Source organism: Pseudomonas frederiksbergensis, assembly GCF_003732275.1.
Classification (GTDB): domain Bacteria; phylum Pseudomonadota; class Gammaproteobacteria; order Pseudomonadales; family Pseudomonadaceae; genus Aquipseudomonas; species Aquipseudomonas frederiksbergensis_H.
Window position 1 is genome coordinate 396,479 of record NZ_MOBM01000006.1, and the last position, 26,339, is coordinate 422,817.

A 26,339-nucleotide genomic window follows, 5' to 3' on the forward strand; every position below is an offset into this window, starting at 1 on the left:
ATCGCGAGCAGGCTCGCTCCCACATTGGATCGCGTTCGCCTAGACAACTCGGTCAAATGTGGGAGCGAGCCTGCTCGCGATGGCGTCCTGTCAGGCTGCGTCGGCTCGACGCCAAACACTCGCCAACCAAGGCTGTTGCTCCCGCGGCAGCCCCGCCGGCCGGTAGTAATGCTCAAGCTCCACAAACCCCGCCTCAGTCAGTAGTTCCTGCCACGCCTGAAGATCGTAATAAGCCCCATACCGCGGCCCGTTCCAGCCTTCCTGATTCTCGCCACGCGGATTGGAGCTGAACAACACCCCACCCGGCTTCAACGCCCCGCGCAGTTGCTTCAACACCCGAGGCAATTCCTGACTCGGGATGTGGAACAGCACCGCATTGGCAAAAATCCCGTCAAACCGCTCGGCCGGCAGGTCGAGTTTCAGAAAGTCCTGTTGCCAGACTTCGCAGCCACTGTCTTCACGCGCCATCTGCGCAAACTTTTCCGAACCGTCCAGGCCGACGGCGGTGTGGCCCAGGCGCGTGAAGGTTCTCAAGTCACGGCCAGGGCCGCAGCCGAAGTCGAGAAGGGTAAACGGCGCCTCACCCTGAATATGCCGCAACAGGGCATCAATGTTCTGGCTGACATCGTGATCGCGAGTGCCTTCACGGAAGTCCTCGGCCACCGCGTTGTAATGGCCCAGCGTGGTGGCGGTGATCTGCTCCAGGTCGTCGGGAGTCTGTTTCATGGTCGGCTGCACAGGCAATTGGGATTCGCCGAATATACGCCATCAAGCTTGGGGCTGCTGTGCAGCCCATCGCGAGCAGGCTCGCTCCCACAGTTGATCTGCTGTGAACACACAACCCGTGTTCGACACGATCCATTGTGGGAGCGAGCCTGCTCGCGATGGCGGTATCACTGACAACCAATGACTAAAGCCAGACTCAGCTCTGTTTCATCCCCAGACATTCAATGGACCGATCAACCATCGCCTTGGCAATCTCCAGCAAATGCCAGACGGAAAACACCAATGCCCGATCGGCCCCCTTGAGTTGATCGCCGCACTGATACGCCGTGACCGAGGCGCAGCGCAGTAGGTCAGCCACATAGAGCTGGGCGTCTTCGAAGCTCACGTCTTTGCTGACGTTGTAGAAACGCAATTCATCAGGTGCGGCGGGCTGGTTGCCAGTCAGATGGAAATCGATCGCGCGGTAAAGCGCTGAACGGTCCTTGAGCAGGTCGTCGGTGAAGGCTTTGTTGGAGGATGTTTCGGGAGGTGGATCGGGGATGCTTCTTTCCATAGGTAAAACTCCTGGTAGTAGTAGGAGCCAACCGGTATCGCGACTAAACGAACAGGGTGGCGGCTGTACGCAGGTTAGTCGACCGGATACCAGGAACCCCGGCGCACCCGAGGGTGCCCTGCGCACAGCCACCATAACTTTCAGGTAATAAAAAACACCTGACATGAGGTAGCGCTATGCGCCTGGTAAGATCCGGGCGACTAAACCCGATCACTGATGAGCAGTGACGAACCGAGACTAGCCACGAGATTCTGCCGGCGCAAGCGAGCGGAATGATCTAGGAAATGTCCTGCAAATGAAAGGGATCGGGCCTGCTGGCACTCTGATTTTCCTGTGCGAAATGTTCCCCAGGAACTAGAGACAATACTTCTGGTGAGAGCGCTTTTCTGTGGCGAGGGAGCTTGCTCCCGCTGGGCTGCGCAGCAGCCCCAAACCATTCGATCAGGTGTGTCAGATAAACCCGGTCCTCAGGTTTCGCGATTGCTGCGCAATCGAGCGGGAGCAAGCTCCCTCGCCACAAAAGCCCTTTAACCGCACCGCACTCAGCGCTTGTTGAGGCCCCGAGCCAACCGATCCCCACCCAACTGAATCACCGCCACCAACACCACCAGCAACACAATCACCGTCAACATGATCTGGCTGTCAAACCGCTGGTACCCATATCGATAAGCAATGTCCCCCAACCCACCGGCACCAATCGCTCCGGCCATGGCTGACGAGTTGATCATCGTCACCAACGTAATCGTGAAACCACCGACAATCCCCGGCAGCGCTTCGGGCAGCAGCACATGCCAGACGATATGCCAGCGCCGGCAGCCCATTGCCTGCGCCGCTTCAATCAACCCATGGTCGACCTCGCGCAAACTGACCTCGGCAATGCGTGCAAAGAACGGCGTGGCAGCGATAGTCAGCGGCACCACGGCTGCCCAAACACCGTAAGTGGTGCCGACGATCAACCGGGTAAACGGAATCAACGCCACCATCAAAATCAAAAACGGAATCGAGCGAAACAGATTCACGAACGCGCCCAGTGCGCGGTTCAGCGCCGGTGCTTCGTAGATCCCGCCCTTGGAACTGGTGACCAGAATCACCGCCAACGGAATGCCCGCCAACAACGCGATCAGTGACGACACACCCACCATCAAAAACGTGTCGATAAAGCCCTGAAGCAACCGATCAAACCACATAACCCAGCACCTCCACCTGTTGCGCCCAGTTGCCAGCGCGCTGACGCAATTCCTCGGCGCCGAGGGACGAACCGGTCACCGCCAGCAATAATTGCCCGAGCGCATGCCCCTGAATCCGTTCCACGCCCCCTTGCAGCAAGCGCACGCGGCCACCGAGGGCGCTGAACAGCGCCGCCAGGTCTGGCTCGTCGTTTGCGCTGCCGGTGAATTGCAAACGCAACACCACAGCGGCGTCCGAAGACTGCGGTTGTGGACGCAGGCGGCTTTGCAGTTCTTCCGGCAGACCGTGTTGCAGCGGCGCGAGCAAGGTCTTGCTGACCTCATGTTGCGGGTTGCCAAAGACTTCCCAGACCGGCCCTTGCTCGACGATTCGCCCGTGTTCCAACACCACGACCCGATCACAGATATCGCGGATCACCGCCATCTCGTGGGTGATCAGCACGATGGTCAGGCCCAGCCGTTGATTGATCTCACGCAGCAGGCCAAGGATCGATTGCGTGGTCTCCGGATCCAGCGCCGACGTCGCCTCGTCACACAGCAGAATCTCCGGGTCATGCACCAGCGCGCGAGCGATGCCGACGCGTTGTTTCTGCCCGCCGGAAAGCTGCGCCGGGTAGGCCTTGTGTTTCTCTTGCAGGCCGACCAGTTCCAGCAGTTCGCGGACTTTTCGCTCGCGCTGCTCCTTGGGCACACCGGCGACTTTCAGCGGCAATTCGACGTTCTGCCAAACCGTTTTGGCCGACATCAAATTGAAGTGCTGAAAGATCATGCCGATCCGTCGCCGCAGCGCCACCAAGCGGTCTTCATCGAACTCGCCGATGTCGACCTGATCGATCAGCACCCGCCCGCTGCTCGGTTGTTCGAGACGGTTGATGGTGCGGATCAGCGACGACTTGCCGGCACCGCTGCGACCAATGATGCCGAACACTTCGCCGCGCTGGATCGCCAGGTCAATGCCGTGCAGGGCCGCCACCGGACCTTGCTGGCCGTTGTAGGTTTTGCCCAGACCGATGAAGCGCACGTGGGCGCGATTCAGGTCTGGGTGCAGTTCGGTTTGTGTGGCGTTATGTGGCTCCGGAAGCTCCAGTCGCCGTTGGATCGCGGCCGTCATGCTCAGCTTTCCCAGCCGGCTTGATAGAGCTTGCCGTGGGCTTTATCCAGCGCCGCACGAACGGCTGGCGAATGCTGGTAGATGTCGACGAATTTGATCAGGCGTGGGTCGGTTTTGCTTTTCGGCTGGATCACGAACTGGATCACGTATTCCTTGTGATCGAGGCCATCGAACAGCAGGGCGGAACTGGCATCGAAGGTCTTCGACAGGCGGATATAGGCCGGGTAACCCTGGACCAGATCGGCGTCGTCGTACGCGCGCACCAATTGCACGGCTTCGACTTGAAGGATTTTGATTTTCTTCGGGTTGGCGATGATGTCTTCTTCGGTGGCCTTGTAGCCGACGCCAGGTTTGAGGGTAATCAGCCCGGCCTTGGCCAGCAGTTGCAGGCCGCGACCGCTGTTGATCGGGTCGTTGGCGATGGCCACGCTGGCGCCTTCGGGCAACTCGGCGAAGCTTTTGTATTTTTTCGAGTAGAGACCGACGTTGTTGATGATGCCCGGGGCAAACGGCACCAGGTCAAAACCGGCGGCGGCCTTGGCGTTTTCCAGGAACGGGATGTGCTGGAAATAGTTCACGTCGATGTCGCCCGACGCGAGGCTGACGTTGGGGGCGATCCAGTCGCTGAACTCCACCAGTTCAACTTTCAGGCCTTGTTTGCTGGCTTCTTCTACTGCGGCTTCCAGGGGAATGGCGAAGGCGGCGGTGGTGCCGACCTTCAGTGGTGCATCGGCGGCGAAGGTGATGGAGCTGAAGAGGCCGAGGGCCAGGGCCAGTGCTTTGACTGGGTGGTTGAACAGTTTTTTGGTCATGATGAGTCTTCCAGTCAGTGCATTGGATTTTTGGTGTTTGGTAGGGCCTCATCGCGAGCAGGCTCGCTCCCACAGTGGATTTTTGGTGTTCACACAATCCCTGTGGGAGCGAGCCTGCTCGCGATGCTTTTAGCGGCGGAACGCCGAACCGGTATGTTGCTGTGGCAAATGCGCTTCGCCGTGAAACAGCTTTTCCCGCAGGCTGCCGTTGTCGTAAGCGGTCTTGTACGACCCTCTGCGCTGCAACTCCGGAATCACCAGATCAATGAAATCCACATAGCTTTCCGGCGTGACAATCCGCGTCAGATTGAAGCCATCCAGACCGGTTTCGGCGATCCACGATTCCAGCTCATCGGCCACCTGCTGGGGCGAGCCGACCACGGTGATGTAGCGGCCACCGAGGGCGTGTTGTTCCAGCAGTTTGCGGCGGGTCCAGTCGTTGTTTTGCAGGTTCTTGGTGGCGGACTGGATGGCGTTGCTTTTCACGTACTGGATCGGTTCGTCGAGTTCGTACTCGGAAAAATCGATCCCGGTCGACGCCGAGAAATGCGCCACGCCAGCCTCGGCGCTGGCGTAGCTCAGGTACTCGGCGTGCTTGGCCCAGGCCAGCTCTTCTGTCTCACCGACAATCACGTTCAAGCCCATGAACACCTTGATGTCCCAGGGATTGCGCCCGGCTTCGACGGCGCTGGCGCGAACCTTGTCCACCTGAACCCGGGTCGCCGGTTTGTTCTGACCGCTGATGAACACGCACTCGGCATGCCGACCGGCGAACAGCAAACCGCGATCGGAACTGCCGGCCTGGAACAGCACCGGCGTGCGTTGCGGCGATGGCTCGCAGAGGTGATAACCCTCGACCTGATAGAACTCGCCCTTGTGCTCGACCTTGTGCACCTTCTCGGGTTGGGCGTAGATCCGTTGCTCACGGTCGTTGAGCACCGCGCCGTTTTCCCAGCTGCCTTCCCAGAGTTTGTAGAGCACTTGCAGGTATTCATCGGCCTGGTCGTAACGCCGGTCGTGTTCCACCTGTTCGCTCAGGCCCATGGCCTTGGCGGCGCTGTCGAGGTAGCCGGTGACGATGTTCCAGCCGACCCGTCCGCGACTCAGGTGATCGAGCGTCGACATGCGTCGGGCGAACAGATATGGCGGTTCGTAGGTCAGGTTGGCGGTGAGGCCGAAGCCGAGGTTTTTGGTGGCGGCGGCCATGGCCGAGACCAGCAGCAGCGGGTCGTTGACCGGCAACTGGATCGACTCTTTGAGCGGCACGTCCACCGAGTTCTGGTAGACGTCGTACACGCCGACGATGTCGGCGATGAACAGACCGTCGAACAGTCCGCGTTCCAGCAACTGAGCCAGTTCAGTCCAGTATTCGATGGTTTTGTATTGGGTCGACGTGTCTCGTGGATGCGTCCACAAGCCATGGTTGATGTGCCCGATGCAGTTCATGTTGAAGGCATTGAGCAGGATTTTCCTTTTGGCGTCGGCCATCAGATGGTCCCTCGCAATGGAGGGTTTTCATCGTTGAGGTAGTAATTACCCACCGCGTGATATTTCCAGCGTACCGGGTCATGCAGAGTATGTACCCGAGCGTTGCGCCAGTGACGGTCCAGGCCGTGCTCGACCAGGGTCGCCTGACTGCCGGCCAGTTCGAACAACGTGCTGCCGGCGGCGAGGGAGATTTCGGTGCTGATGGCCCGGGCTTCGGCAACCGCTATCGACGCGGCGGCGACGGTCTCGGCATTGGTGTCGGCCTGGGCCTGGTCGAGGAATTCGCCGGAGCGTTCCAGCAGGGCTTCGGTGGCGTGCAGGCGAATGCTCAAGTGGCCGAAACTCTTGATCGTCAGCGGGTCTTCGGTGGCTTTGTCGTTGCCGGAATCAATCCACGGCCGGGTCTTGGTGCGCACAAAATGCAGGGCATCTTCATACGCGGCGCGGGCAATGCCGGTGTCGATCGCGGCGTGGAGAATCTGCGCCAACGGGCCGACAGTGGTCGGGCGCTCGAATGCGCTTTGAAACGGGATTACGTCCTCGGCGGCGACGTAGACATCCTCGAACACCACCGAACCGCTGCCAGTGGTGCGCTGGCCGAAGCCGCTCCAGTCGTCGATTACCGTCAGGCCTTTGCTGTTGCGCGGGACGAACGCCAATTGCTGCACACCATTTTCGTCCACCACTGACGTCGGGATGCGCTGGGCGTAAATGGCGCCGGTGGCGTAGAACTTGCGACCGTTGATGCGGTAGCCGTTGCCATCGCGAGTCAGGCTGGTGACGCGATCATGGGCGGTTTTGGTGCCCAGTTCCGCGAGTGCATTGCCGAAGCGCTGGCCGGCCAACACTTCGGCGTAGAGACGTTTTTTCTGCTCACCGGTGCCGTTCACGCGCAGCACTTCGAGGGCGTAGAAATGGTTCTGGGGAATTTGTCCAAGGGAGCCGTCGGCCTGGGCGATCAACGCGATCACCTTGGCCAGGGTGACGTTGGAAACCCCAGCGCCACCGTATTCTTTTGGCACGCTGATGCCCCAAAGCCCCGAACGGGAAAACACTTCCAGTTCCGGGTACGGCAAACGACGCTCGCGGTCGCGCAGGGCGCTGTCGCGTTTGAAATCGTCGGCCAGGTCACTGGCGACAATCAGGGCTTGCTCATCGCTGGTGATGACCGCGACGTGGTGGGAAAGAGTCATGTGTTTCTCCAGAGATCTGGTCAAAAAGGTTCTGGTCGTCAGATCCAGGAATGCCGCGCAGGCAAGGTTCCATTGAGGTGGTAAGCGCCGACGGCGTGATACTTCCAGCGCACCGGGTCGTGCAGCGTGTGCACTCGGGCATTGCGCCAGTGGCGGTCGAGGTTGAATTCGGCGAGGGTGGCGCGGCTGCCGGCCAGTTCGAAGAGCTTTTCGCTGGCCAGCAGCGAGATCTCGGTGGTCAGCACTTTGGCTTCAGCCACGGCAATCGAGGCGCGCGCAGCGGACTCGGCGGTGAGCGGCGCGGCGTTGACCTGATCGAGTACTTGCCCGGCCTTGTGCAACAACGCTTCGGCGGCGTGCAGTTCGATTTTCAGCTTGCCGATGTCGGCGATCACGTAGAGGTCGTCGCTGGCCCGATCAACCTTGGCGTCTATCCACGGTCGCGCGCGTTTTTGCACGAACTCGATGGCGTCATCGATGGCGCCCCGGGCAATGCCGGCGTCGATGGCTGCTTGAATCAATTGCGACACGGCGCCTTGAGTATTCGGGCTGTCGTTGATCTTCCAGTTATCCACCACCAGCTCGGCGTCGACCCGCACGTTGTTGAGAAAAATGGTGCCACTGGCGGTGGTGCGCTGGCCGAAACCCGACCAGTCATCAACGATGCGCAACCCCGGGGTACCACGACGGACGAAGGCCAGCACTTGCTTGCCGTCGTCGTTCAGCGCCTTGACGGCCACCCAGTGGGCGAACAGGGCGCCGGTGGAATAGAACTTCTGCCCGTTGATGACGAAGCCATCACCGTCGGCGGTGATCCGTGCCTTGAGCTCCAGGGTGTTTTTGGTCCCGCGCTCCGGCCCTGCGTTACCGATTCGCCAGCCTTCGAGCACGCTTTTGAACAGCTGTTTTTTCTGCGACTCGGTGGCGCTGCCGAGTATCAGGTTGAGAATGCCAAACTGGTTCTGCGGGATCTGCCCCAAAGCCGGGTCGGCCGCGGAAATGATCGCGAACACCGAGGCTAAGGTGACGAATGAAACTTGCGGACCACCGTACTCACGCGGGATAGCAATGCTGCCCAGGCCGCTGCGGGTGAACTGTTCGATTTCCGACCACGGCAGCTTGCGCTGCTGGTCACGTTTGGCTGCTTGCAGGCGGGCGACGTGCGCCAGCTCATGGGCAGCCTTGATGGCTTGTGCGTCGTTGCGCAAGACCTGCGCGGGCAACAACAATGGGGCGATGTCCAGATCACTCTGGACGATTGCATCTGCCAGACTGGACATCAGTGCCGCTCCTTGGCTGCACGCAATGCCCTGGCGATTTGCACTGGGGTGATTGTGTTCCGGACCATACCTACCTCACATCTCATGAAAGCGCCGCAAGGGTTGCGGCGAACGAAAAACACGAATGTCCGGTGGTCCGGTGCATATACCCTAAACGTGTATAAATAATTAATGAACTAACTTTTAGGAATATGTATAGAAGGGTGGCATCGACTAGGTGGTCGGAGCCCCTGTGGCGAGGGAGCTTGCTCCCGCTCGGCTGCGCAGCAGTCGCAAAAACCGTTAACGAGGTTCAATTTGAAAGAACGCGTTTGTCGGTTTCAGGGGCGCTTCGCACCCCAGCGGGAGCAAGCTCCCTCGCCACAAAAAACCTCATGACACAACAGGAGTGTTGCTACAGGGGCTTCACTTCTTTCGGGATTCAGCAGCCATGAGCGCTGCTTTGGGCGGCACCTTCAGGTAGGGATTGGCACAGCCGATCTTCAATGTGCGGGTCGGTGCCCAGCGCGAGTTGTTACCCACGCGGTCGAGGATGCAGTAAGTCACTTCCAGTCGAAGGTCTTCACCGGCTTCGAGAATGATCGCCGGGGGCACCCAGACCTGAATAGGCTGACCCACATCGCAAGCCTTGAGCTTGGGCAAGTCCATGCGCACATCGCCCCAGCGCAGGGTGATTTCGTCGTCGGCGGCCATGTTCAGGTACGGTTCGATGGTCAACGGGACACCGCGTTTGACCTGGTTCGAATTGACCCCCTGACGGCGAATGGTCTCAGGGATGAATACGGGCGCCAGGCTCTGGTTTTCCTCATCGCAAAGAAGCAGGCCACCCGGGCAATCAAGTTTGATCTGGACGCGCGCCGCCGGTGATACCGCGGGCCCTTGCCCGACCTGCATGACCTTGTAATGGACGCGAGCAGAACCATTGGCAATGAAGCTTTCCGGCACCCGCAGGCTCACGGATTTGCCGCCATGGTCGGGGCCCAAGACACTGGAGGCCACGTAGCAGTTGTTCCAGAACAACTCGATCAGATCGCCTTCATCCATACCGGGGTAGGGTGGCACGTCGATCATAAGATGAGCGGCCGAGGTGATGTTGATACCGGCCTTGTGGCTTTGCGCCAGGGTCGGGGCTGCAAGTTCAGGTTTGTTTGAAGTGCTTGTCATGGGTTTCTCTCCTTGAAGCTTTGCCGCGAAGTCCATTTCTGAAAGATCGAAAGGCGTGAATTACCAAGCAACAAAACGATTCACTATTTGCGCGCTTAAACAATAATTGAGTGGGGTGGCTGTTGCCTGTTGGGGACTAGATAAGAGTGCGGTTGAATAGGTGTCAATAGCGTTGGTTGGTTAAAGGTTAGTTCTTGCGTGATTCAGAAAACTCCTACGCGGTGTGGTTAATAAACCGCATCGCTCTGTCGAATATAGTTCGGTATTTGGTGGGTTTTATGCCTTCGAGGCAGCAACCCTTTGAGCGTGGACAGCGAGGTGTTTTATAGATTTCAGGCGATATGAATCTGTTGCAGGACATATATATGTACCACATCGTACGGTGGGAAGTTATTTATGATGGGGGCGAATCATGTGAGTCGTTGAAAGCTGCTATACGATTTTTATAAAGCGGAGTTAATGCCACTTCCATCCATGGAAGTTGACAGTTTTCGAGTGGGACAGCACTAAGTGTTATTAAGAAACTTGCTGAGAAACTGCTTCGTCCGATCCTCTTTCGGATTGGCAAACAGTGCCTTGGCCTCGCCTTGCTCGACGATCACACCCTTGTCGAAAAACACCACGCGGTTGGCCACGTCCCGGGCAAAGCCCATTTCGTGGGTAACGATCACCATGGTGCGTTTCTCCTCGGCCAGGCCGCGGATGGTCGCCAACACTTCACCCACCAGTTCCGGGTCCAGCGCCGAGGTTGGCTCATCGAACAGGATCACCTCCGGTTCCATCGCCAACGCTCGGGCAATCGCCACACGCTGTTGCTGACCGCCGGAGAGGCGTCGCGGGTAAGCGTCTTCCTTGCCCGCCAGGCCGACCTTGGCCAACAGCTTTTTACCCAGGGCAACGGCTTCGGCACGCGGGATCTTTTTCACCACCAGCGGGCCTTCGATGACGTTTTCCAGGGCGGTGCGATGGGGGAACAGGTTGAAGTTCTGGAACACAAAACCCACATGCTGGCGCAAGCGTCGTACCAGGCTCTGCTGCTGGTTCAGGGGACGGCTGCCATCGATCTCGATGTCGCCGACCTTGATCCGGCCGCTGGTGGGTTCCTCGAGAAAATTCAGGCAACGCAGGAAGGTGGTCTTGCCCGAGCCGCTGGGGCCGATGATCGCCACCACCTCGCCTTCCTTCACCTGCAGATCGATGCCGTTGAGCACCACCTGACCCTTGAACTGCTTTGTCAGTTTTTCCACGACAATCATTGGGTCAGGACTCCTGGTCGTGCCGATTGACCCGCGCTTCCAACTGGTTCTGCAGGTGCGACAGTACAGTCGCCAGAATCCAGTAGATCAGCGCAGCGGCAAGATACATGGTGAAAATTTCGAAGGTACGGGCGGTGATCAGCTGTGCCTGACGGAACAGCTCCGGCACCTGAATGGTGGCCGCCAGCGCGGTGTCCTTGACCAGCGAGATAAAGCTGTTGCCCAACGGTGGCAAGGCCGTGCGCGCCGCTTGCGGCAGGATGGCCCGGCGCAGGGTTTGCGCGCGGGTCATGCCGATACTGGCGGCGGCTTCCCACTGGCCGCGCTCGATGGAGCTGATCGCGGCACGCAGGATTTCGCAGGCGTAGGCGGCCATGTTCAGCGAGAAGCCAATCAGGGCCGCCGGCAGCGGATCAAGTTCGATACCCAATTGCGGCAAGCCGTAATAGATCACGAACAATTGCACCAGCAACGGCGTGCCGCGAAAGAACGACACGTAGACGCGGGCGATCCAGCTCACCAGTTTGAAGCGCGACAGCCGCATCAATGCCAGGCCGAAGCCCATCAGCAAGCCGAAGAACATTCCGCCCAGGCTCAGGATGACCGTGTAGTACGCGCCCTTGAGCAGAAAGGGCGCGGAGTCCAGCGCGAGTTGGAAAGCTTCTCCCATTATTGAGTGACGTCAGCGCTGAAGTATTTTTCCGAAAGCTTTTTCAGCGTACCGTCGGCACGCAGCTTGTCGATGGCTTTGTTCACTGCGGCCAGCAGCTCAGGCTCGCCTTTGCGCAGGGCAATACCGGCTTCCTGGCGGGAGAACGCTTCGCCGGCAGCGGCAGTGTCCTTGGCCTTCCTGGCATATTCCAGTGCGGCCAGGCGGTCGATCAGGATGGCATCGATGCGGCCGACGCGCAGATCCTGGAACTTGGTCGGATCATCTTCGTAGGTGCGGATGTCAGCCTTAGGCACATTCTCTTTCACCCACTGCTCGTAGTTGGTGCCCAGACCTACGCCGACTTTCTTGCCGGCCAGATCGGCGGCGGTCTTGATGGTGTCTTTGTTTTTGGTCAGGGTCAGCGCCTGAATCCCGGAAACGGTGTAAGGCGTGGAGAAGTCGTACTTCTTCTTGCGCTCTTCGGTGATGGTCACCTGGTTGATCACCGCGTCCAGACGCTTGGATTCCAGGGCTGCGAGGATGCCTTCCCATTTGGTCGGCTGCAGTTTGACTTTCACGCCCAGTTCTTTGGCCAAGGCTTCGGAGAACTCGACTTCGAAGCCGCTCAGTTTGCCGGCCTCGTCGACGAAGCTGAACGGTGGATAAGTGCCTTCCAGACCGACGTTGATCACGCCTGCGTCCTTGATTTTTTGCAGCTGCTCACCGGCCACTGCCTGCCCAAGCAGGCCGGCGCTCAGCGCCAGGCCCAGCGAACCCACCAGCAGATTTCGACGTAATGCGGAAAAATTCATGACAAGCCCCTGTGTTTTCTTATGGAAGACGCTTAAGGAAAGTTGGCAAATTCGGGATTTTAACGACTGCGATATCCTGCCCTAAAGCAGCTTATGCGTCTTGCTGCAAATTCGCCTGCGGCGCGACTATATGATGTTGCCTTTAGATAGGAAAATACTAAATACTAAGTTTGTTATTCTTTTTTTAGATATCAGGTGCCCTTGAAAAGATCGCAGCCTGCGGCAGCTCCTACATGGATCATGCCCGGCGCAAATTCCGGGTTAACGCCGATCAATGTAGGAGCTGCCGAAGGCTGCGATCTTTTGATCTTCGATCCTTACAAAAAGCTGGTATAGGCAAACAACGCCGGCGCCCCACCGGTGTGCAGGAAGATGATCGGGCCGTCATTGAAGCGCTGGCGCCCGATGCCATCGAGCAAACCGGCCATGGCCTTGCCGGTGTACACCGGATCCAGCAACAACCCTTCCTGACTCGCCAGCAGCTTCAGCGCCGACAATGTTCCGGCATTCGGCTCGCCATAACGCGGGCCGAAATATTCGTCCCACAGTTCGATTTTGAAATGCGCCGGCAAGCTCACGCCCAGAAGTTCGGCCGTGCGTTCGGCGAGGCCCTGGACTTTCGGTCGTTGTGCTTCATCGCTACGGGAAACGGTCACGCCGATCACTGGCAAATCCGGCAGTGCTTCGCTCAATGCCAGCGCCAGGCCGCTGTGGGTGCCGGCACTGCCGGACGCCAGCACCACCGCGGCGAATTGCAGCCCGGTGTCCTTGATCTGTTCAGCCAGTTCCAGGCCTGCACGGACATAACCCAAAGCGCCCAATGCATTCGAGCCACCAATCGGCACCAGATACGGCTTTTTACCGTTGCTGCGCAGACGCCCGGCCAGCGCTTCCAATTGCTCGTCGGCGTTGTCGAGGTTTTCCACCAACTCGACCTTGGCATCGAACAGGTCCAGCAACAGCCGATTGCCGTTGCCGACATAGTTGCTGTCGTCGGTGCCGAGCGGATTTTCCAGCAGGGCCACGCAGCCCAGGCCAAGCTTGGCCGCAATGGCGGCGGTCTGGCGCACGTGGTTGGACTGTATCGCGCCAGCAGTGATCAGAGTGTCAGCGCCTTGGGCCAGGGCATCGGCGGCCAGGTATTCAAGTTTGCGCAGCTTGTTGCCGCCCAGTGCCAATGGCGTCAAGTCATCGCGTTTGACGTAGACATCGCGGCCCAGCCAGGTCGACAGGCGTTCGAGTTTTTCCAGGGGAGTAGGGTGACCGAGCAGGTCGAGGCGGTTAAAGCGGGCTAGCTGTTGTTTGATCATGGGTCCGTACTGGCGGAGGAAGATGTCAGGACTATAGGCACGGGTATTTAGTGGGGCAACTGCCAATCGCTTATAGCCAAAAGTATTGAGCCCAGCACTATTGGTTCTTAATTCGGCTGCAAGCCGTTGCCGTAAAGTAATCGCGGTTAACGCGGCCAGACAGTCCGGCCGCCCGTGAGGAGTTTTTACCGTGAGCGAGCGTTCCAGCCATTGGCAATTGAAGACCATCGTCAGCCAACTGCGTACGGCGCGCGACCAGTGGCGCGCACAAAACGGCCGCGCCAGCGGCGAGCAGGGCGGTCGCGAGTTGCCGTCCCGAGCGGCCATGGCGGACATTCTCGAAGCCTTGTGCGGTGCGCTGTTCCCGATGCGTTTGGGGCCGGTGGATTTGCGCGAGGAGAGTGAAGACTTCTATGTCGGCCACACGCTCGACGTCGCACTGAACGCGTTGCTGGCTCAAGCGCGGCTCGAACTGCGTTACGCCGCGCGCCACAGTGCCCAGGCCGACACTGAAGTCGAGGCCAAAACCATCCAGATCATTCAGGACTTCGCCCTCGCTTTGCCGGGGCTGCGCACTCTGCTGGACACCGACGTACTGGCGGCCTATCACGGCGACCCGGCGGCTCGCAGTGTCGATGAAGTGTTGCTCTGCTATCCGGGGATTCTGGCGGTGATTCACCATCGTCTGGCCCACCATTTGTATCGCGCCGGCTTGCCGCTGCTGGCGCGGATCAGCGCGGAAATCGCCCACTCGGCCACCGGCATCGACATCCATCCGGGGGCGCAGATCGGGCGCAGTTTCTTCATCGATCACGGGACGGGTGTGGTGATCGGCGAGACTGCGATCATTGGCGAGCGCGTGCGGATTTATCAGGCGGTGACTCTGGGCGCCAAGCGCTTCCCGGCGGACGAAGACGGCCAGTTGCAGAAGGGCCATCCGCGGCATCCGATCGTCGAGGACGATGTGGTGATCTATGCCGGCGCGACAATTCTGGGGCGGATCACCATCGGCAAGGGCTCGACCATCGGCGGCAACGTCTGGCTGACCCGCAGCGTGCCGGCGGGGTGCAACCTGACCCAGGCGAATCTGCAGCATGATGATGGGACGCAGAAGTAAGCCTCCGGCTTTTTGGTGACAGATAAACAGTCTTCGCTGGATGTAGGAGCTGTCGAGTGAAACGAGGCTGCGATCTTTTCAAAAAACCCACAAAACCAAAGTCAAAAGATCGCAGCCTCGTTTCACTCGACAGCTCCTACAAAACTCTCCAAACCCCGCGTCATACCCTTCCTTGAGCTAGCGTAGGAAAGCTACCTCCGAGCCCTGGGATTAGTCCTTAGCCCCCTATCCATGTTTAACTTGAACGCTCATTCAAGTTAAACCGCCGGTTTGCTGCCCGCTCACAACAGGAGGCTTGCCTTTGCCGAGTCCGTTATTGATTGCCCTGTTTCACCCCCTTGAGATGCACCTTTCATGAGTGCATCGTCCACCCCCGCAAGCGGCCAGGTCCGCATGAATCCGCCGGTTTTTTATTTCGCGGCGACCTTTATTCTGTTGTTCGCCGTTGTGGTCATGGCAATACCTGAACAGGCCGGTGCCTGGCTGTTGCAAGCGCAAAACTGGGCGGCCAATACGGTCGGCTGGTACTACATGCTCGCGATGACGCTGTATCTGGTCTTCGTGGTGGTCACCGCCTTGTCCGGCTACGGCAAGATCAAGCTCGGTGCCGACCACGACGAGCCCGAATTCAGCTACCTGTCCTGGGCCGGCATGCTGTTCGCCGCCGGGATCAGCATCACACTGTTTTTCTTTTGCGTGTCCGAACCGCTGACGCATCTGGCGCAACCGCCGCAAGGCGAGGCCGGCACGGCGGATGCGGCGCGTCAGGCGATGCAGATTCTGTTTCTGCACTGGGGTCTGCACGGTTGGGGCGTCTTCGCTTTCGTCGGCATGGCGCTGGCCTATTTCGCCTATCGACATAACCTGCCGCTGGCCCTGCGTTCGGCGCTGTATCCGCTGATCGGCAAGCGCATCAACGGCCCGATCGGCTATGCGGTGGACGGCTTCGGCATCATCGCCACGGTGTTCGGCCTCGGCGCGGATATGGGCTTTGGCGTATTGCACCTCAATTCGGGCCTGGACTACCTGTTCGGTATCGCCCACACCCAGTGGATTCAGGTCGGCCTGATCACGCTGATGATGGGTGCGGCGATCATCGTCGCGGTGTCCGGCGTCGATAAAGGCGTGCGGGTGATGTCCGACATCAACATGCTGCTGGCCTGTGCGCTGCTGCTGTTCGTGTTGTTCGCCGGCCCCACCCAGCACTTGCTCAATACGCTGATCCAGAACATCGGCGACTACCTCGGCGCCTTGCCGATGAAGAGTTTCGACCTCTACGCCTATGACAAACCCAGCGACTGGCTGGGCGGCTGGACGGTGTTCTACTGGGCCTGGTGGATTGCATGGTCGCCATTCGTGGGCCTGTTCATCGCGCGGATTTCCCGTGGCCGGACCATTCGCGAATTCGTCTTCGGCGTGCTGCTGATCCCGCTCGGTTTCACCCTGGCGTGGATGTCGATCTTCGGCAACAGCGCCATCGATCAAGTGCTCAACCACGGCATGAGCGCGCTCGGCATGTCGGCCATCGACAACCCGTCGATGACCCTGTACCTGCTGCTGGAAACCTATCCGTGGAGCAAAACCGTGATCGCGGTCACGGTGTTCATCAGCTTCGTGTTCTTCGTGACCTCCGCCGACTCCGGCACCGTGGTGTTGTCGACGCTGTCCGCCAAGGGCGGTAACCCGGATGAAGACGGGCCAAAATGGCTGCGAGTGTTCTGGGGCGCGATGACGGCGTTGGTGACCAGCGCGCTGCTGTTCTCCGGCAGCATCGATGCATTGAAGTCGGCGGTGGTGCTGACCTCGTTACCGTTCTCGATGATTTTGCTGCTGATGATGTGGGGGCTGCACAAGGCGTTTTATCTGGAGTCGCAGAAGCAGATCGCACAACTGCATTCCCTCGCGCCGGTGTCCGGATCACGGCGCGGTGGATGGCGTCAGCGTCTGAGTCAGGCGGTGCATTTCCCGTCTCGGGATGAGGTCTATCGCTTCCTCGATACCACGGTGCGCCCGGCGATTGAGGACGTGACCGCGGTGTTCGTCGAGAAGGGGCTGCACGTGGTTGCTCAGCCTGATCCGGCCAATGACAACGTCAGCCTGGAGATCGGTCACGGCGAACTGCATCCGTTCATCTATCAGGTGCAGATGCGAGGTTACTTCACGCCGTCGTTCGCCCGTGGCGGCATGGGTTCCAAGCAACTCAACAACCGCCGTTACCACCGGGCCGAGGTGCATTTGAGAGAGGGCAGTCAGGATTACGATCTGGTGGGCTACACCAAGGAGCAGGTCATCAACGATATTCTCGACCAGTACGAACGGCACATGCAGTTCCTGCACCTGGTGCGCTGATCTACGCGGGTGGTGCTGACGTCTTGTCAGGCGTCAGTGCTCATCGCCATGAACAACACCAGCGCCGCTACCGGTACGCCGAACACGACACTGCCGACCACCAGTTCTGATGTCACTGGCTGGTTGGCGGTGACCACGCCGACGGCACCGTTGATCATCGTCAGTGCCAGCCACAGCACGATGAAGCTGTAGGTCAGGGTCTGGCGGCTGAAGCCGATTTTCTCGCCGATGAACAGCATCAGCGCCAGCAGGATCAGGCCGAAGGTGATGATGATTGCTGTGTGCATGGTGAGTCCACCCTTCAGGTATGCATTGCTTTTGAGGCAGCCATCGCGAGCAGGCTCGCTCCCACATTCAACCGCGTTGCTGGATGAGAGCTCGGTCATCTGTGGGAGCGAGCCTGCTCGCGATGGGGTCACCTCGGTGTCCTTGCTACTTATTGAGCATAGGCACCGCTGCGCTTAAACCAACCCCCCATTCGCCCGCAGAATTTGCCCATTCACCCAAGCCGAATCCGGCCCCACCAGAAACGACACAACGCGCGCAATATCCTCCGGCTGACCCAAACGCTCCAGCGGAGGCATTTTGGCGAAATTCTGGATTTGCTCTTCACTCTTGCCGTGCAAAAACAGCTCAGTCGCCACCGGGCCAGGCGCCACCGCGTTGACGGTAATGTTGCGACCGCGCATTTCCTTGGCGAACACCTGGGTCAGGGATTCCACTGCTGCCTTGCTGGCGATGTACACCGCATAGCCCGGCAAGTTAAGGCCAACGGTGCTGCTGGAGAAGTTGATGATCCGGCCGCCGCTGTTCAGGCGGGTTGCCGCTTCACGCAAGGTGTTGAACGTGCCGCGCGCGTGAATGTTGAAAGTCTGGTCGAACAGTTCGTCCGTGTGCTGCGCCAGCGGCATCACTTTGAGGATGCCGGCGTTATTGATCAGCACATCGACCTTGCCCAATTGCACTTCGGTCTCGTCGAACAACCGGCGCACGTCGTCGGCATTGGCCACATCAGCCTTGATCGCTATAGCCCGGTGCCCGGCCTGACGCAACTCCACCACCAGTTTTGATGCTTCAGTGGCGCTGCTGGCGTAGTTGATGGCGACCGCGAAACCTTCACTGGCGAGTTGTCTGGCGATCACGGCACCGATGCCGCGGGAGGCGCCGGTCACGATGGCAACTTTTGAAGTTTGAGTAGTCATGGCGTTGATTCCCTGGAGTGGTTTGAAGTGGAGCCAGACTCACATGTTTACTCAGGGCGATAAATGCATGAGAGTTGGCTTGACTGTTCAATAATCGCCAACAAACGACCGTCGGAGTTCAGCGTGGATCAAGTCAAAGCGATGAAGATTTTCGTGCGGATCTACGAGCGCAGCAGCTTCACGCTGGCGGCCGATGACCTGAACCTGCCGCGGGCGACCCTGACTCACACGCTGAATCAGTTCGAAGCCTGGCTCGGTACTCGTTTACTGGAGCGCAGCACCCGCAAGGTGCGTCCGACGCTGGATGGCGAGGCGTACTACTTGCGTTGCGTGCAGTTGCTGGCAGAACTGGAAGAAGCCGAACTGGCCTTCCGCGGCGTGGCGCCGAAGGGGCGGTTGCGAGTGGATCTGCATGGCACCTTGGCCAGGCACTTCGTGATCCCGGCGTTGCCACAGTTCATGGCGCGCTACCCGGATATCGAACTGTCCATCAGCGAGGCGGACCGCTTTGTCGACCTGATCGCCGAAGGCGTTGATTGCGTGTTGCGCGCCGGCACCTTGGGCGACTCGGCGCTGATCGGTAAGCGTGTCGCCAACCTGCGGCAGATCACCTGCGCGAGCCCCGCCTACCTGCGTAAATATGGCGAACCGAAAAATCTCGAAGACCTGAAAAAACACCGCGCGGTGAACTACGTTTCGCGCACCACGGCGAAGTTGTTTCCGTTTGAATTCATGGTCGATGGCGAGCTGAAAGAAGTGACCATCGATGGCGCGTTGTCGGTGTTCGGTGCGGAGATTTATGCAGCCTCGGCGATTGCAGGCCTGGGCCTGATTCAGTGCCCGCACTACCGAATGGAAACGCTGATTTCCCAAGGGCTGGTGCGGGAAATCCTCACCGACACACCGCCGCCGCCGATGCCGGTTTCAGTGTTGTATCCCCATAACAAACACATGTCGCCACGGGTTCGGGTGTTTGTGGATTGGTTGGGGGAGGTGTTTGCGGGGGCTGTTTGACGGTACTCGAAGATCAAAAGATCGCAGCCTTCGGCAGCTCCTACAGTGATATGCGGTCGAGCGTAGGAGCTGCCGAAGGCTGCGATCTTTGCGATGGGTCTGGCACTGAAGATGAAAACTGTGAAACGTTTCAGCATTTTCTCGAGTCCGAGGTTTATCGGCGTTTGTCCAAGCGTATGCTGGGCAACTTGCAAAGCAGTCGATACCACATTCAAGACAGACAAGAGAGGATTCGATGACCTACACCGCTGCCGAAAACCGCTACGATTCCATCCCTTACCGCCGCGTGGGTCGCAGCGGGTTGGTGCTGCCGGCACTGTCCCTGGGCTTGTGGCACAACTTCGGCGACAGTACGCCGATCGATACCCAGCGTTCGTTGCTGCGCACGGCGTTCGATCTGGGCATCAACCACTTCGACCTGGCCAACAACTACGGCCCGCCGTACGGCAGCGCCGAGATCAACTTCGGTCGTTTGCTGCGTGAAGACTTCAAGCAGTACCGCGACGAGTTGATCATCTCCAGCAAGGCTGGTTGGGATATGTGGGCCGGCCCATACGGTCAGGGCGGTGGTTCCCGTAAATACATACTGGCCAGCCTCGACCAGAGCCTGCAGCGCCTGGGCTTGGACTACGTGGATATCTTCTATTCCCATCGCTTCGACCCGGACACGCCGCTTGAAGAAACCGCCAGCGCACTGGCCACCGCGGTGCAGCAGGGCAAGGCGCTGTACATCGGTATCTCGTCCTATTCCGGGGTGAAAACCCGTGAAATCGCCGGGTTGCTGAAGGAGTGGAAAGTACCGTTGCTGATCCACCAACCGGCCTACAACCTGCTCAATCGCTGGGTGGAAAAGGACCTGCTGGACACCACCGATGAACTCGGCACTGGCGTAATCGCCTTTACGCCATTGGCTCAGGGTCTGTTGACCGACAAGTACCTCAATGGCGTGCCAGCGGACGCACGGGTCAATCGTCCGGGTGGTGGTTCGTTGCAGGCGTCGCACCTGTCCGAAGCCAACATCGCCCACGTGCGGGCGCTTAATGAAATCGCCAAACGCCGTGGTCAGAGTCTGGCGCAGTTGGCGTTGGCCTGGACCCTGCGCGATCCACGGGTGACCTCGGCGCTGATCGGCGCGAGCCGGCCGGAGCAGATTATCGAGAACGTCGGGGCGTTGAAGAACTTGAGTTTCAGCGTGGAAGAGTTGGCGGAGATTGATCGGTTTGCCCAGGAGGGTGGGGTCAATCTTTGGGAGAAGCCTTCGACGGCTGAATAAGTGTTCGGCGCCGGATTTTCTGGCGCCTGTTCTGGCCCCATCGCGAGCAGGCTCGCTCCCACAGTGGACCTGCGTTAACCACAAATTCTGTGGTCAACCGATAACCCTGTGGGAGCGAGCCTGCTCGCGATGAGGCCATCAAAGTCAATCAAAAAACCCGAGACTCACCGGAAATACGGCACATCCCCCAACACCGTCGCCCGCTGCATCACCCGCCGCGCCGGGCGGTAATCATCCACCGCGTGATGCTGGGTCACGCGGTTGTCCCAGAGCGCGATGTCGTCTTTCTGCCAGCGCCAACGGATGGTGAATTCCGGCCGTGTGGTGTGGGCGAACAAGAATTTCAGAATCACCTCGCTTTCCGTTTCCGACAGCTCATTGATCTTCGACGTGAACCCTTCATTGACGAACAACGACCGGCGCCCGCTCACCGGGTGCGTGCGAATCACCGGGTGCGATAGCGGCGGGTTCTTGCGCCGGGCTTCTTCCCACTGGGCCAACGCTTCCGGCGTGTTGCCATAGCGTTCCAAGGGGAACGAACGGGTGAAATCGTGCGTGGCGGTCAGCCCTTCGAGCAGGGCTTTCATCGGCGCGGACAGTGCTTCATACGCCGCAATACCGCTGGCCCACAGCGTGTCGCCGCCAAATTCCGGCAGCAGTTTGGCGCTGAGTACCGCGCCCATGGCCGGGGTCGGCAGGAAGGTCACGTCGGTGTGCCAGATCGCGTTGTCCCGCACGTCGGTGACAGCGGTGTCGAGGATCAGCACTTCCGGCTGCTCGGGCACGTTCGGGTAGATCGGATGAATGTGCAGGTCGCCGAAATAGGCGGCGAATCGCGCTTGCTGCTGCGGCTCGATCGGCTGGTCGCGGAAGAACAGCACTTGATGCTTGAGCAGCGCCTGCTCGATGGCGTCGCGTTGTTCCACGTTCAGCGGCTGGCTGATATCGACGCCGCTGATTTGCGCGCCGAGGGCGGAGCTTAAAGGGACGATGGTCAGGTGGCTCATGGTATTTCTCTTCGAATTCGGGGGGCGAGCTTTTGTGGGAGCGGGCTTGCTCGCGATAGCGGAGTGTCAGGCGACATGGCTGTGGCTGATATACCGCCATCGCGAGCAGGCTCGCTCCCACAGGGTTTTTCACATGATGATTTTTCAGTGAGCCTGGCCGTGCCATGGCACCAGTTTGCGTTGCAGCGCACGCAGGCCCATTTCCATGACGAAGGCGATCAGCGCGATCACCAGAATCCCCAACACCACCACATCGGTGACCAGGAACTGTGCGGCCGACTGCACCATGAAGCCCAAACCGCTGGTGGCGGCGATCAATTCAGCGGCCACCAACGTCGACCAACCCACGCCCAGACCAATCCGCACCCCGGTCAAAATGTCCGGCAAGGCACTGGGCAGAATTACATGCCGAATCAACTGCGCCCGAGTCGCGCCCAACGACTGCGCGGCGCGCAATTTCGCCGGGTCGACGGTGCGCACGCCAGTGGCGGTGGCAATCGCGATCGGTGCGAAGATCGCCAGGTAGATCAGCAGCACTTTTGATAACTCACCGATGCCGCACCAGATCACGATCAGCGGCAGATAAGCCAGCGGCGGAATCGGGCGATAGAACTCGATCAGCGGATCGAGAATGCCGCGAGCGATGCGGTTGTGGCCGATGGCGATGCCGACCGGCACGGCGGTCAGCACGGCGAAACCTAGGCCCAGGCCAATACGGCTGAGGCTCGCGCCCAAGTGTTGCCACAAGGTCGAATCCATGTAGCCGGTGGTCACCAGCAGCCAACCTTTTTGCAGCACGGCGGAGGGTGGCGGCAGGAACAGCGGTTCGATCAAACCGGTGGCGGTGACGGCCCACCAAATGGCAACGAGAGCGATCAGCGTCAGTACGCTGATCCAGCGTGTGTTCAAACTGCGACGTAGCGGAATGACCGTCGAACCCGGTTTCACCGTGGAGGCGGGAATTTCATAAGTGCTCATGCGCGCTCCTGCCGCTGGACGGCACTGCGTTGGGAGAACACTTTGGCGAGCACGTGTTCGCGGGTTTCGATAAAGCGTGGATCGGATTTGATCGCCCGCGCCGATTCACCGGCAGCGTAACGCTGACCGAAGTCCAGGCTCAGACGTTCGACGATTTGCCCGGGGTTGGGCGCCAACAGAATCAGATCTGTGGCGAGGAACACCGCTTCCTCAATGTCGTGGGTAATCAGGAACACCGGTTTGGCGGTGCGTTGCCAGACCTGCAGCAACAGCTCCTGCATCTGTTCGCGGGTGAAGGCATCGAGGGCACCGAAGGGTTCGTCCATCAGCAAAACCCGAGGGTCTGCTGCGAGGGCGCGGGCGAGGCCGACACGTTGTTTCTGCCCGCCCGAGAGCTGCCAGATTCGGCGATTTTCGAAACCGGAAAGATCCACCAGCGCGAGCATTTCCCGGGCGCGGATTTCGCGTTTGTCCCGGGGAACGCCGGCCAGTTCCAGACCGAAGCCGACGTTGGCCTGCACGTCCTGCCAAGGCAGCAGGGCGTCGTCCTGGAACACCACGCCGCGCTCGGCGCTCGGGCCTTTGACCGGCACGCCGTCAAGGGTGATGCGCCCGGCAGTGGGCTCGACGAAACCGGCAATCAGGTTCAACAGCGAGGTCTTGCCACTGCCGGACGGGCCGAGGGCGACCAGCAACTGCTGGGGCCCAAGGCTCAGGGAAATATCCGCCAGCACAGGTTCCGTGCTGCCTGGGTACTGTGCGCAGATGCGCTCCAGCTGAAGCAAAGCCATCGCGGTTAACTCCCGATCAATTGGTGATGTATTTGGCGCTGACGTACGGCGCGTAGTCCGGCAGCACGGCCTCGACCTTGCCCTGTTCCTTGAGGAACACCGCGGTGTCGGTGATGGCCTTGGTGGTCGGCGCGCCGAGGGTGATCACCTGATCAGCCGCGAGCGGGAAGACGTTGCCTTGCAGCAGCAATGGAATGTCGCTGGCCTTGGCACCGGAGAGCTTCACCAGTTTGTCGACATTGCTTTGGTTGGCGAGCCAGGCTTTCGGGTCTTTGCGGTAGTCGGCGTAAGCGTCGAGGGTCACTTTGGCGAACGCGGTGACGATTTCCGGGTGCTTCTCGGCGAAATCCTTACGCACGATCCAGGCATCGAAAGTCGGTGCGCCGAACTTGGCCAGTTCGCCCGAGGTGATCAGTACTTTGCCGTTTTCCTTGGCCACGCCGAGAGCCGGGTCCCAGACGTAGGTGGCGTCGATATCGCCGCGTTTCCACGCAGCGATGATCGCCGGCGGTGCGAGGTTGAGCACGGTGACTTTCGATGGGTCGATGTTCCAGTGTTTCAGCGCGGCCAGCAGGCTGTAGTGGCCGGTGGACACGAACGGTACGGCGATTTTCTTGCCGATCAGGTCTTGCGGAGTCTTGATTCCGGAGCCATCGCGAGCGACCAGCGCTTCGGCGGCGCCGATCTGGGTGGCGATGAGGAAAGTTTCCACCGGGACTTTGCGGGTGATTGCCGCCGTCAGGGGGCTGGAACCGAGGTAGCCGATTTGCACATCGCCGGAAGCGATGGCGGCAATGATGTCGGCGCCGTTGTCGAATTTGCGCCAGTCGATGTTGGCGTTGGTGGCTTTTTCGTAGGTGCCGTCGGCTTGGGCGACTTTGGCCGGGTCAACGGTGGTCTGGTAGGCGACGGTCACATCTGCCGCCTGAGCCAGGAAACTCGCCGCAGCCAACGACGCAGCAGCCAGCAGGCGAAGAGGGGAAGTCAGTTTCATCGGGAAGCTCCTTGTCAGGCGACCGAGAGTCGGCGTGAAAAGGAGACTAAATGATATAAGAATCCGAAAATAAATAACTTTTTCGAATTACCTTATGAGCGGAAAATTCTAAGAGAGCGTAGTTGTATATCGCTTTTGTGGCGAGGGAGCTTGCTCCCGCTGGAGGCCGAAGGACTCCCAAAAACAGCGAAGGTGTGTCTGATTGAACACGGTCGCAGATTTTACGGCTGCCGCGCAGCCGAGCGGGAGCAAGCTCCCTCGCCACAGAGGTTTGCGATCTAATTACTGATCGCCAGAATACTCGCCTGATACGACCCGACAAACACATCGAAATCGCCGACTTCGTTCTGTTCCAGCTCCACCTGCTGAGCCAGCGACGAGCGCGCCAGCTCTTCAAATTTAGCCTGCTCTTCGCCTGAAAGCGGCTCGCTGCGGAAAAACTCTGCGTGTACCTGACTCTGACGCAGGGAGAACTGAGCAAAGCTTTCCTTGTGCTCGGCCATCGCCACCAATACCTGAGCCGATGGCGTCAGGGACGAGTCCTTGACCTTGGCCAGTTGTGCGTCCAGTGCTTTGCTGTGGGCATCGCCGCCATGGCTTTGATCCAGCAATGCCGCTAATGGCGCAATCTTTTCCAGCAGTTCGCTGGCCCACTCCTTCAGGTCTACCGGGTGCCCGTCGCGTTGCAATTGCAGGCCCGGACGGCGACCTTCCTTGACCACGCTGAGGAAGTTCGACGTCGCGTTGCCACAGCTGGTACTGGTCAGCAGCGGGCTGTCGTTCAGCGCGCAGTACAACAGGAACGCATCAAGGAACCGCGACTCGGTGAGGTCGATGCCCATCGGCAGGAACGGGTTGATGTCCAGGCAGCGCACTTCGACGTACTGAATGCCACGGGCTACCAGCGCCTGGATCGGCCGTTCGCCGGTGTAGGTCACGCGTTTCGGGCGGATGTTGGAGTAGTACTCGTTTTCGATCTGCAGGATGTTGGTGTTGAGCTGAACCCACTCACCGTCCTGGTGCGTACCGATCTCGACGTACGGCGGGTAAGGCGTGGCCACCGCTGTGCGCAGGCTGTCGGTGTAGCTGGTCAGATCGTTGTAGCACGGCGTCAGGCCGGCCTGGGCGTTGCTCTGGTAACCCAGGTCACTCATGCGCAGGCTGGTGGCATACGGCAGGTACAACGTGTCCGGGTCCAGCTGTTCCAACTGATGCGAGCGATCGCGCAGGAAACCGGCGTCCAGCGCAGGCGAGGCGCCGAACAGGTACATCAGCAGCCAGCTGTAGCGACGGAAGTTACGGATCAGCGCGATGTAGGCCGACGACTGAAAATCGCGGTCGGTGCCGACAAAGCCTTCGGCTTCTTTGAGCAGCGGCCAGAGCTTTTCCGGCAAGGAAAAGTTGTAATGGATCCCGGCGATGCACTGCATGGTCTTGCCGTAACGCAGGGCCAGGCCCTTGCGATAGACGTACTTGAGCTGACCGATGTTGGAGGTGCCGTAATAAGCGATCGGGATGTCTTCCTCGGCCGGCAACGGGCACGGCATCGATGGACTCCACAGGTACTCGTTGCCGAGCTTGCTGTAGGCAAACCGATGGATCTTATCGAGGCTCGCCAGGGTATCCGCCGGGTCTGGCAGGGCTGGCGTGATGAATTCCAGCAGCGACTCGGAGTAGTCGGTGGTGATTTGTTCATTGGTCAGCGCGGAACCCAATTCTTCGGGGTGCGGCGTTTGCGCCAGGCGCCCTTCGCCTGTCACGCGCAGGCATTCACGTTCGATGCCGTGAAGGCACTGTTCGAGCAGAGAGAGGTTAGCGCGCTCGCCGAGCAGAGCCAGGCGGCGGTTGAGAAGTTCGCTCAAGTTGGATTCCTTCACGCGTCAGTCGCCCCAATATGGGGGTGGGCAAGACGGTCTACAAGGGTGAAGTTAAAACTGGCGTTTTCGCCTGGTTTTTGCAACCGCGCAAGCCATGCCGGTCAGTAAAGAATTGCATAATCCCTGTGGGAGCGAGCCTGCTCGCGATGGCGGTGTGTCAGACGACGCATATGTTGACTGACACACCGCCATC

Annotated in this window: 24 protein-coding genes; 4 read left to right on the forward strand and 20 right to left on the reverse strand. The window is 59.5% G+C overall.

What is annotated here, in order from left to right:
* Positions 1-90 precede the first annotated feature (90 nt).
* The 13 genes from BK662_RS05600 to BK662_RS05665 form a co-directional block, all read right to left on the reverse strand.
* Entirely contained in the window at positions 91-726 is a 636-nt protein-coding gene (locus tag BK662_RS05600; RefSeq protein WP_123357258.1) for a class I SAM-dependent methyltransferase, read from the reverse strand.
* A gap of 196 nt (positions 727-922) precedes the next feature.
* Positions 923-1,279: a DUF6124 family protein gene (locus BK662_RS05605; RefSeq protein ID WP_123357259.1), complete on the reverse strand. Its 357-nt coding sequence runs from the start codon at positions 1,277-1,279 to the stop codon at positions 923-925.
* 542 nt (positions 1,280-1,821) lie between these two features.
* Positions 1,822-2,466 (reverse strand): methionine ABC transporter permease, encoded by a 645-nt coding sequence (locus BK662_RS05615; RefSeq protein ID WP_030128490.1) that lies wholly within the window; start codon positions 2,464-2,466, stop codon positions 1,822-1,824.
* Complete coding sequence (locus BK662_RS05620; protein ID WP_123357261.1) at positions 2,456-3,577, reverse strand: methionine ABC transporter ATP-binding protein; 1,122 nt, start codon at positions 3,575-3,577, stop codon at positions 2,456-2,458. The genes BK662_RS05615 and BK662_RS05620 overlap by 11 nt, the downstream gene beginning before the upstream one ends.
* 2 nt (positions 3,578-3,579) lie before the next feature.
* Positions 3,580-4,389: a MetQ/NlpA family ABC transporter substrate-binding protein gene (locus BK662_RS05625; protein ID WP_123357262.1), complete on the reverse strand. Its 810-nt coding sequence runs from the start codon at positions 4,387-4,389 to the stop codon at positions 3,580-3,582.
* Between the two features lie 129 nt (positions 4,390-4,518).
* Positions 4,519-5,877 (reverse strand): LLM class flavin-dependent oxidoreductase, encoded by a 1,359-nt coding sequence (locus BK662_RS05630; protein WP_123357263.1) that lies wholly within the window; start codon positions 5,875-5,877, stop codon positions 4,519-4,521.
* Positions 5,877-7,070 carry an SfnB family sulfur acquisition oxidoreductase gene (locus BK662_RS05635; protein WP_123357264.1) on the reverse strand — a complete coding sequence of 398 codons (1,194 nt, stop codon included), beginning with the start codon at positions 7,068-7,070 and terminating at the stop codon, positions 5,877-5,879. Before BK662_RS05635 ends, BK662_RS05630 begins: the two co-directional genes overlap by 1 nt.
* A gap of 38 nt (positions 7,071-7,108) precedes the next feature.
* Positions 7,109-8,350: an SfnB family sulfur acquisition oxidoreductase gene (locus BK662_RS05640; protein ID WP_123357265.1), complete on the reverse strand. Its 1,242-nt coding sequence runs from the start codon at positions 8,348-8,350 to the stop codon at positions 7,109-7,111.
* 405 nt (positions 8,351-8,755) lie between these two features.
* Complete coding sequence (locus tag BK662_RS05645) at positions 8,756-9,514, reverse strand: hypothetical protein (protein ID WP_123357266.1); 759 nt, start codon at positions 9,512-9,514, stop codon at positions 8,756-8,758.
* 506 nt (positions 9,515-10,020) lie between these two features.
* Positions 10,021-10,770, reverse strand: coding sequence for an L-cystine ABC transporter ATP-binding protein TcyN (gene tcyN / locus BK662_RS05650; RefSeq protein ID WP_123357267.1), 750 nt, complete (start codon positions 10,768-10,770; stop codon positions 10,021-10,023).
* 4 nt (positions 10,771-10,774) lie between these two features.
* The gene (gene tcyL / locus BK662_RS05655; RefSeq protein WP_185047078.1) at positions 10,775-11,440 is read right to left on the reverse strand and encodes a cystine ABC transporter permease; all 666 of its coding nucleotides are present in this window, start codon (positions 11,438-11,440) and stop codon (positions 10,775-10,777) included.
* Positions 11,440-12,234, reverse strand: a complete 795-nt coding sequence (gene tcyJ / locus BK662_RS05660; RefSeq protein WP_007903114.1) for a cystine ABC transporter substrate-binding protein — start codon at positions 12,232-12,234, stop codon at positions 11,440-11,442. The genes tcyL and tcyJ overlap by 1 nt, the downstream gene beginning before the upstream one ends.
* A 317-nt stretch (positions 12,235-12,551) precedes the next feature.
* Positions 12,552-13,544: a D-cysteine desulfhydrase gene (locus BK662_RS05665; protein ID WP_123357269.1), complete on the reverse strand. Its 993-nt coding sequence runs from the start codon at positions 13,542-13,544 to the stop codon at positions 12,552-12,554.
* 190 nt (positions 13,545-13,734) lie between these two features.
* Between BK662_RS05665 and epsC the strand changes: the two genes are divergently transcribed.
* Positions 13,735-14,661 carry a serine O-acetyltransferase EpsC gene (epsC, locus tag BK662_RS05670; protein WP_123357270.1) on the forward strand — a complete coding sequence of 309 codons (927 nt, stop codon included), beginning with the start codon at positions 13,735-13,737 and terminating at the stop codon, positions 14,659-14,661.
* A 393-nt stretch (positions 14,662-15,054) separates the two neighbouring features.
* The gene (gene betT / locus BK662_RS05675; RefSeq protein WP_185047081.1) at positions 15,055-17,010 is read left to right on the forward strand and encodes a choline transporter BetT; all 1,956 of its coding nucleotides are present in this window, start codon (positions 15,055-15,057) and stop codon (positions 17,008-17,010) included.
* A 26-nt stretch (positions 17,011-17,036) separates the two neighbouring features.
* Here betT and BK662_RS05680 read toward each other — a convergent pair whose 3' ends face one another.
* Together BK662_RS05680 and BK662_RS05685 are read right to left on the reverse strand one after the other, a co-directional pair.
* Positions 17,037-17,297: a hypothetical protein gene (locus tag BK662_RS05680; RefSeq protein ID WP_123357283.1), complete on the reverse strand. Its 261-nt coding sequence runs from the start codon at positions 17,295-17,297 to the stop codon at positions 17,037-17,039.
* A gap of 174 nt (positions 17,298-17,471) precedes the next feature.
* Entirely contained in the window at positions 17,472-18,212 is a 741-nt protein-coding gene (locus BK662_RS05685; RefSeq protein WP_123357272.1) for an SDR family oxidoreductase, read from the reverse strand.
* Positions 18,213-18,335: 123 nt separating this feature from the next.
* Here BK662_RS05685 and BK662_RS05690 point away from each other — a divergent pair, with 123 nt between their 5' ends.
* Both BK662_RS05690 and mgrA read left to right on the forward strand, forming a co-directional pair.
* Entirely contained in the window at positions 18,336-19,226 is an 891-nt protein-coding gene (locus BK662_RS05690; protein WP_123357284.1) for a LysR family transcriptional regulator, read from the forward strand.
* 235 nt (positions 19,227-19,461) lie between these two features.
* Positions 19,462-20,499, forward strand: a complete 1,038-nt coding sequence (gene mgrA / locus BK662_RS05695) for an L-glyceraldehyde 3-phosphate reductase (RefSeq protein WP_123357273.1) — start codon at positions 19,462-19,464, stop codon at positions 20,497-20,499.
* Positions 20,500-20,663: 164 nt separating this feature from the next.
* On the opposite strand, the gene tauD is transcribed toward mgrA, so the two are convergent.
* The 5 genes from tauD to gshA all read right to left on the reverse strand — a co-directional run bounded on the left by tauD (position 20,664) and on the right by gshA (position 26,131).
* Entirely contained in the window at positions 20,664-21,506 is an 843-nt protein-coding gene (gene tauD, locus BK662_RS05700; protein WP_123357274.1) for a taurine dioxygenase, read from the reverse strand.
* Between the two features lie 144 nt (positions 21,507-21,650).
* Positions 21,651-22,484 carry a taurine ABC transporter permease TauC gene (gene tauC, locus BK662_RS05705; protein ID WP_123357275.1) on the reverse strand — a complete coding sequence of 278 codons (834 nt, stop codon included), beginning with the start codon at positions 22,482-22,484 and terminating at the stop codon, positions 21,651-21,653.
* A complete protein-coding gene (gene tauB, locus BK662_RS05710) occupies positions 22,481-23,275 on the reverse strand; it encodes a taurine ABC transporter ATP-binding subunit (protein WP_123357276.1) in 795 nt (264 codons plus the stop codon). Before tauB ends, tauC begins: the two co-directional genes overlap by 4 nt.
* 16 nt (positions 23,276-23,291) lie before the next feature.
* Positions 23,292-24,269 carry a taurine ABC transporter substrate-binding protein gene (tauA, locus tag BK662_RS05715; protein WP_123357277.1) on the reverse strand — a complete coding sequence of 326 codons (978 nt, stop codon included), beginning with the start codon at positions 24,267-24,269 and terminating at the stop codon, positions 23,292-23,294.
* Positions 24,270-24,547: 278 nt separating this feature from the next.
* Positions 24,548-26,131 (reverse strand): glutamate--cysteine ligase, encoded by a 1,584-nt coding sequence (gshA, locus tag BK662_RS05720; protein ID WP_123357278.1) that lies wholly within the window; start codon positions 26,129-26,131, stop codon positions 24,548-24,550.
* Positions 26,132-26,339 lie beyond the last annotated feature (208 nt).

What these genes read in the sequence shown, in the direction of transcription:
- BK662_RS05600 (WP_123357258.1), bottom strand. Translation starts at nt 726, where the DNA reads ATGAAACAGACTCCCGACGACCTGGAGCAGATCACCGCCACCACGCTG.
- BK662_RS05605 (WP_123357259.1), bottom strand. Translation starts at nt 1,279, where the DNA reads ATGGAAAGAAGCATCCCCGATCCACCTCCCGAAACATCCTCCAACAAA.
- BK662_RS05615 (WP_030128490.1), bottom strand. Translation starts at nt 2,466, where the DNA reads ATGTGGTTTGATCGGTTGCTTCAGGGCTTTATCGACACGTTTTTGATG.
- BK662_RS05620 (WP_123357261.1), bottom strand. Translation starts at nt 3,577, where the DNA reads ATGACGGCCGCGATCCAACGGCGACTGGAGCTTCCGGAGCCACATAAC.
- BK662_RS05625 (WP_123357262.1), bottom strand. Translation starts at nt 4,389, where the DNA reads ATGACCAAAAAACTGTTCAACCACCCAGTCAAAGCACTGGCCCTGGCC.
- BK662_RS05630 (WP_123357263.1), bottom strand. Translation starts at nt 5,877, where the DNA reads ATGGCCGACGCCAAAAGGAAAATCCTGCTCAATGCCTTCAACATGAAC.
- BK662_RS05635 (WP_123357264.1), bottom strand. Translation starts at nt 7,070, where the DNA reads ATGACTCTTTCCCACCACGTCGCGGTCATCACCAGCGATGAGCAAGCC.
- BK662_RS05640 (WP_123357265.1), bottom strand. Translation starts at nt 8,350, where the DNA reads ATGTCCAGTCTGGCAGATGCAATCGTCCAGAGTGATCTGGACATCGCC.
- BK662_RS05645 (WP_123357266.1), bottom strand. Translation starts at nt 9,514, where the DNA reads ATGACAAGCACTTCAAACAAACCTGAACTTGCAGCCCCGACCCTGGCG.
- tcyN (WP_123357267.1), bottom strand. Translation starts at nt 10,770, where the DNA reads ATGATTGTCGTGGAAAAACTGACAAAGCAGTTCAAGGGTCAGGTGGTG.
- tcyL (WP_185047078.1), bottom strand. Translation starts at nt 11,440, where the DNA reads ATGGGAGAAGCTTTCCAACTCGCGCTGGACTCCGCGCCCTTTCTGCTC.
- tcyJ (WP_007903114.1), bottom strand. Translation starts at nt 12,234, where the DNA reads ATGAATTTTTCCGCATTACGTCGAAATCTGCTGGTGGGTTCGCTGGGC.
- BK662_RS05665 (WP_123357269.1), bottom strand. Translation starts at nt 13,544, where the DNA reads ATGATCAAACAACAGCTAGCCCGCTTTAACCGCCTCGACCTGCTCGGT.
- betT (WP_185047081.1), top strand. Translation starts at nt 15,055, where the DNA reads ATGAATCCGCCGGTTTTTTATTTCGCGGCGACCTTTATTCTGTTGTTC.
- BK662_RS05680 (WP_123357283.1), bottom strand. Translation starts at nt 17,297, where the DNA reads ATGCACACAGCAATCATCATCACCTTCGGCCTGATCCTGCTGGCGCTG.
- BK662_RS05685 (WP_123357272.1), bottom strand. Translation starts at nt 18,212, where the DNA reads ATGACTACTCAAACTTCAAAAGTTGCCATCGTGACCGGCGCCTCCCGC.
- mgrA (WP_123357273.1), top strand. Translation starts at nt 19,462, where the DNA reads ATGACCTACACCGCTGCCGAAAACCGCTACGATTCCATCCCTTACCGC.
- tauD (WP_123357274.1), bottom strand. Translation starts at nt 21,506, where the DNA reads ATGAGCCACCTGACCATCGTCCCTTTAAGCTCCGCCCTCGGCGCGCAA.
- tauC (WP_123357275.1), bottom strand. Translation starts at nt 22,484, where the DNA reads ATGAGCACTTATGAAATTCCCGCCTCCACGGTGAAACCGGGTTCGACG.
- tauB (WP_123357276.1), bottom strand. Translation starts at nt 23,275, where the DNA reads ATGGCTTTGCTTCAGCTGGAGCGCATCTGCGCACAGTACCCAGGCAGC.
- tauA (WP_123357277.1), bottom strand. Translation starts at nt 24,269, where the DNA reads ATGAAACTGACTTCCCCTCTTCGCCTGCTGGCTGCTGCGTCGTTGGCT.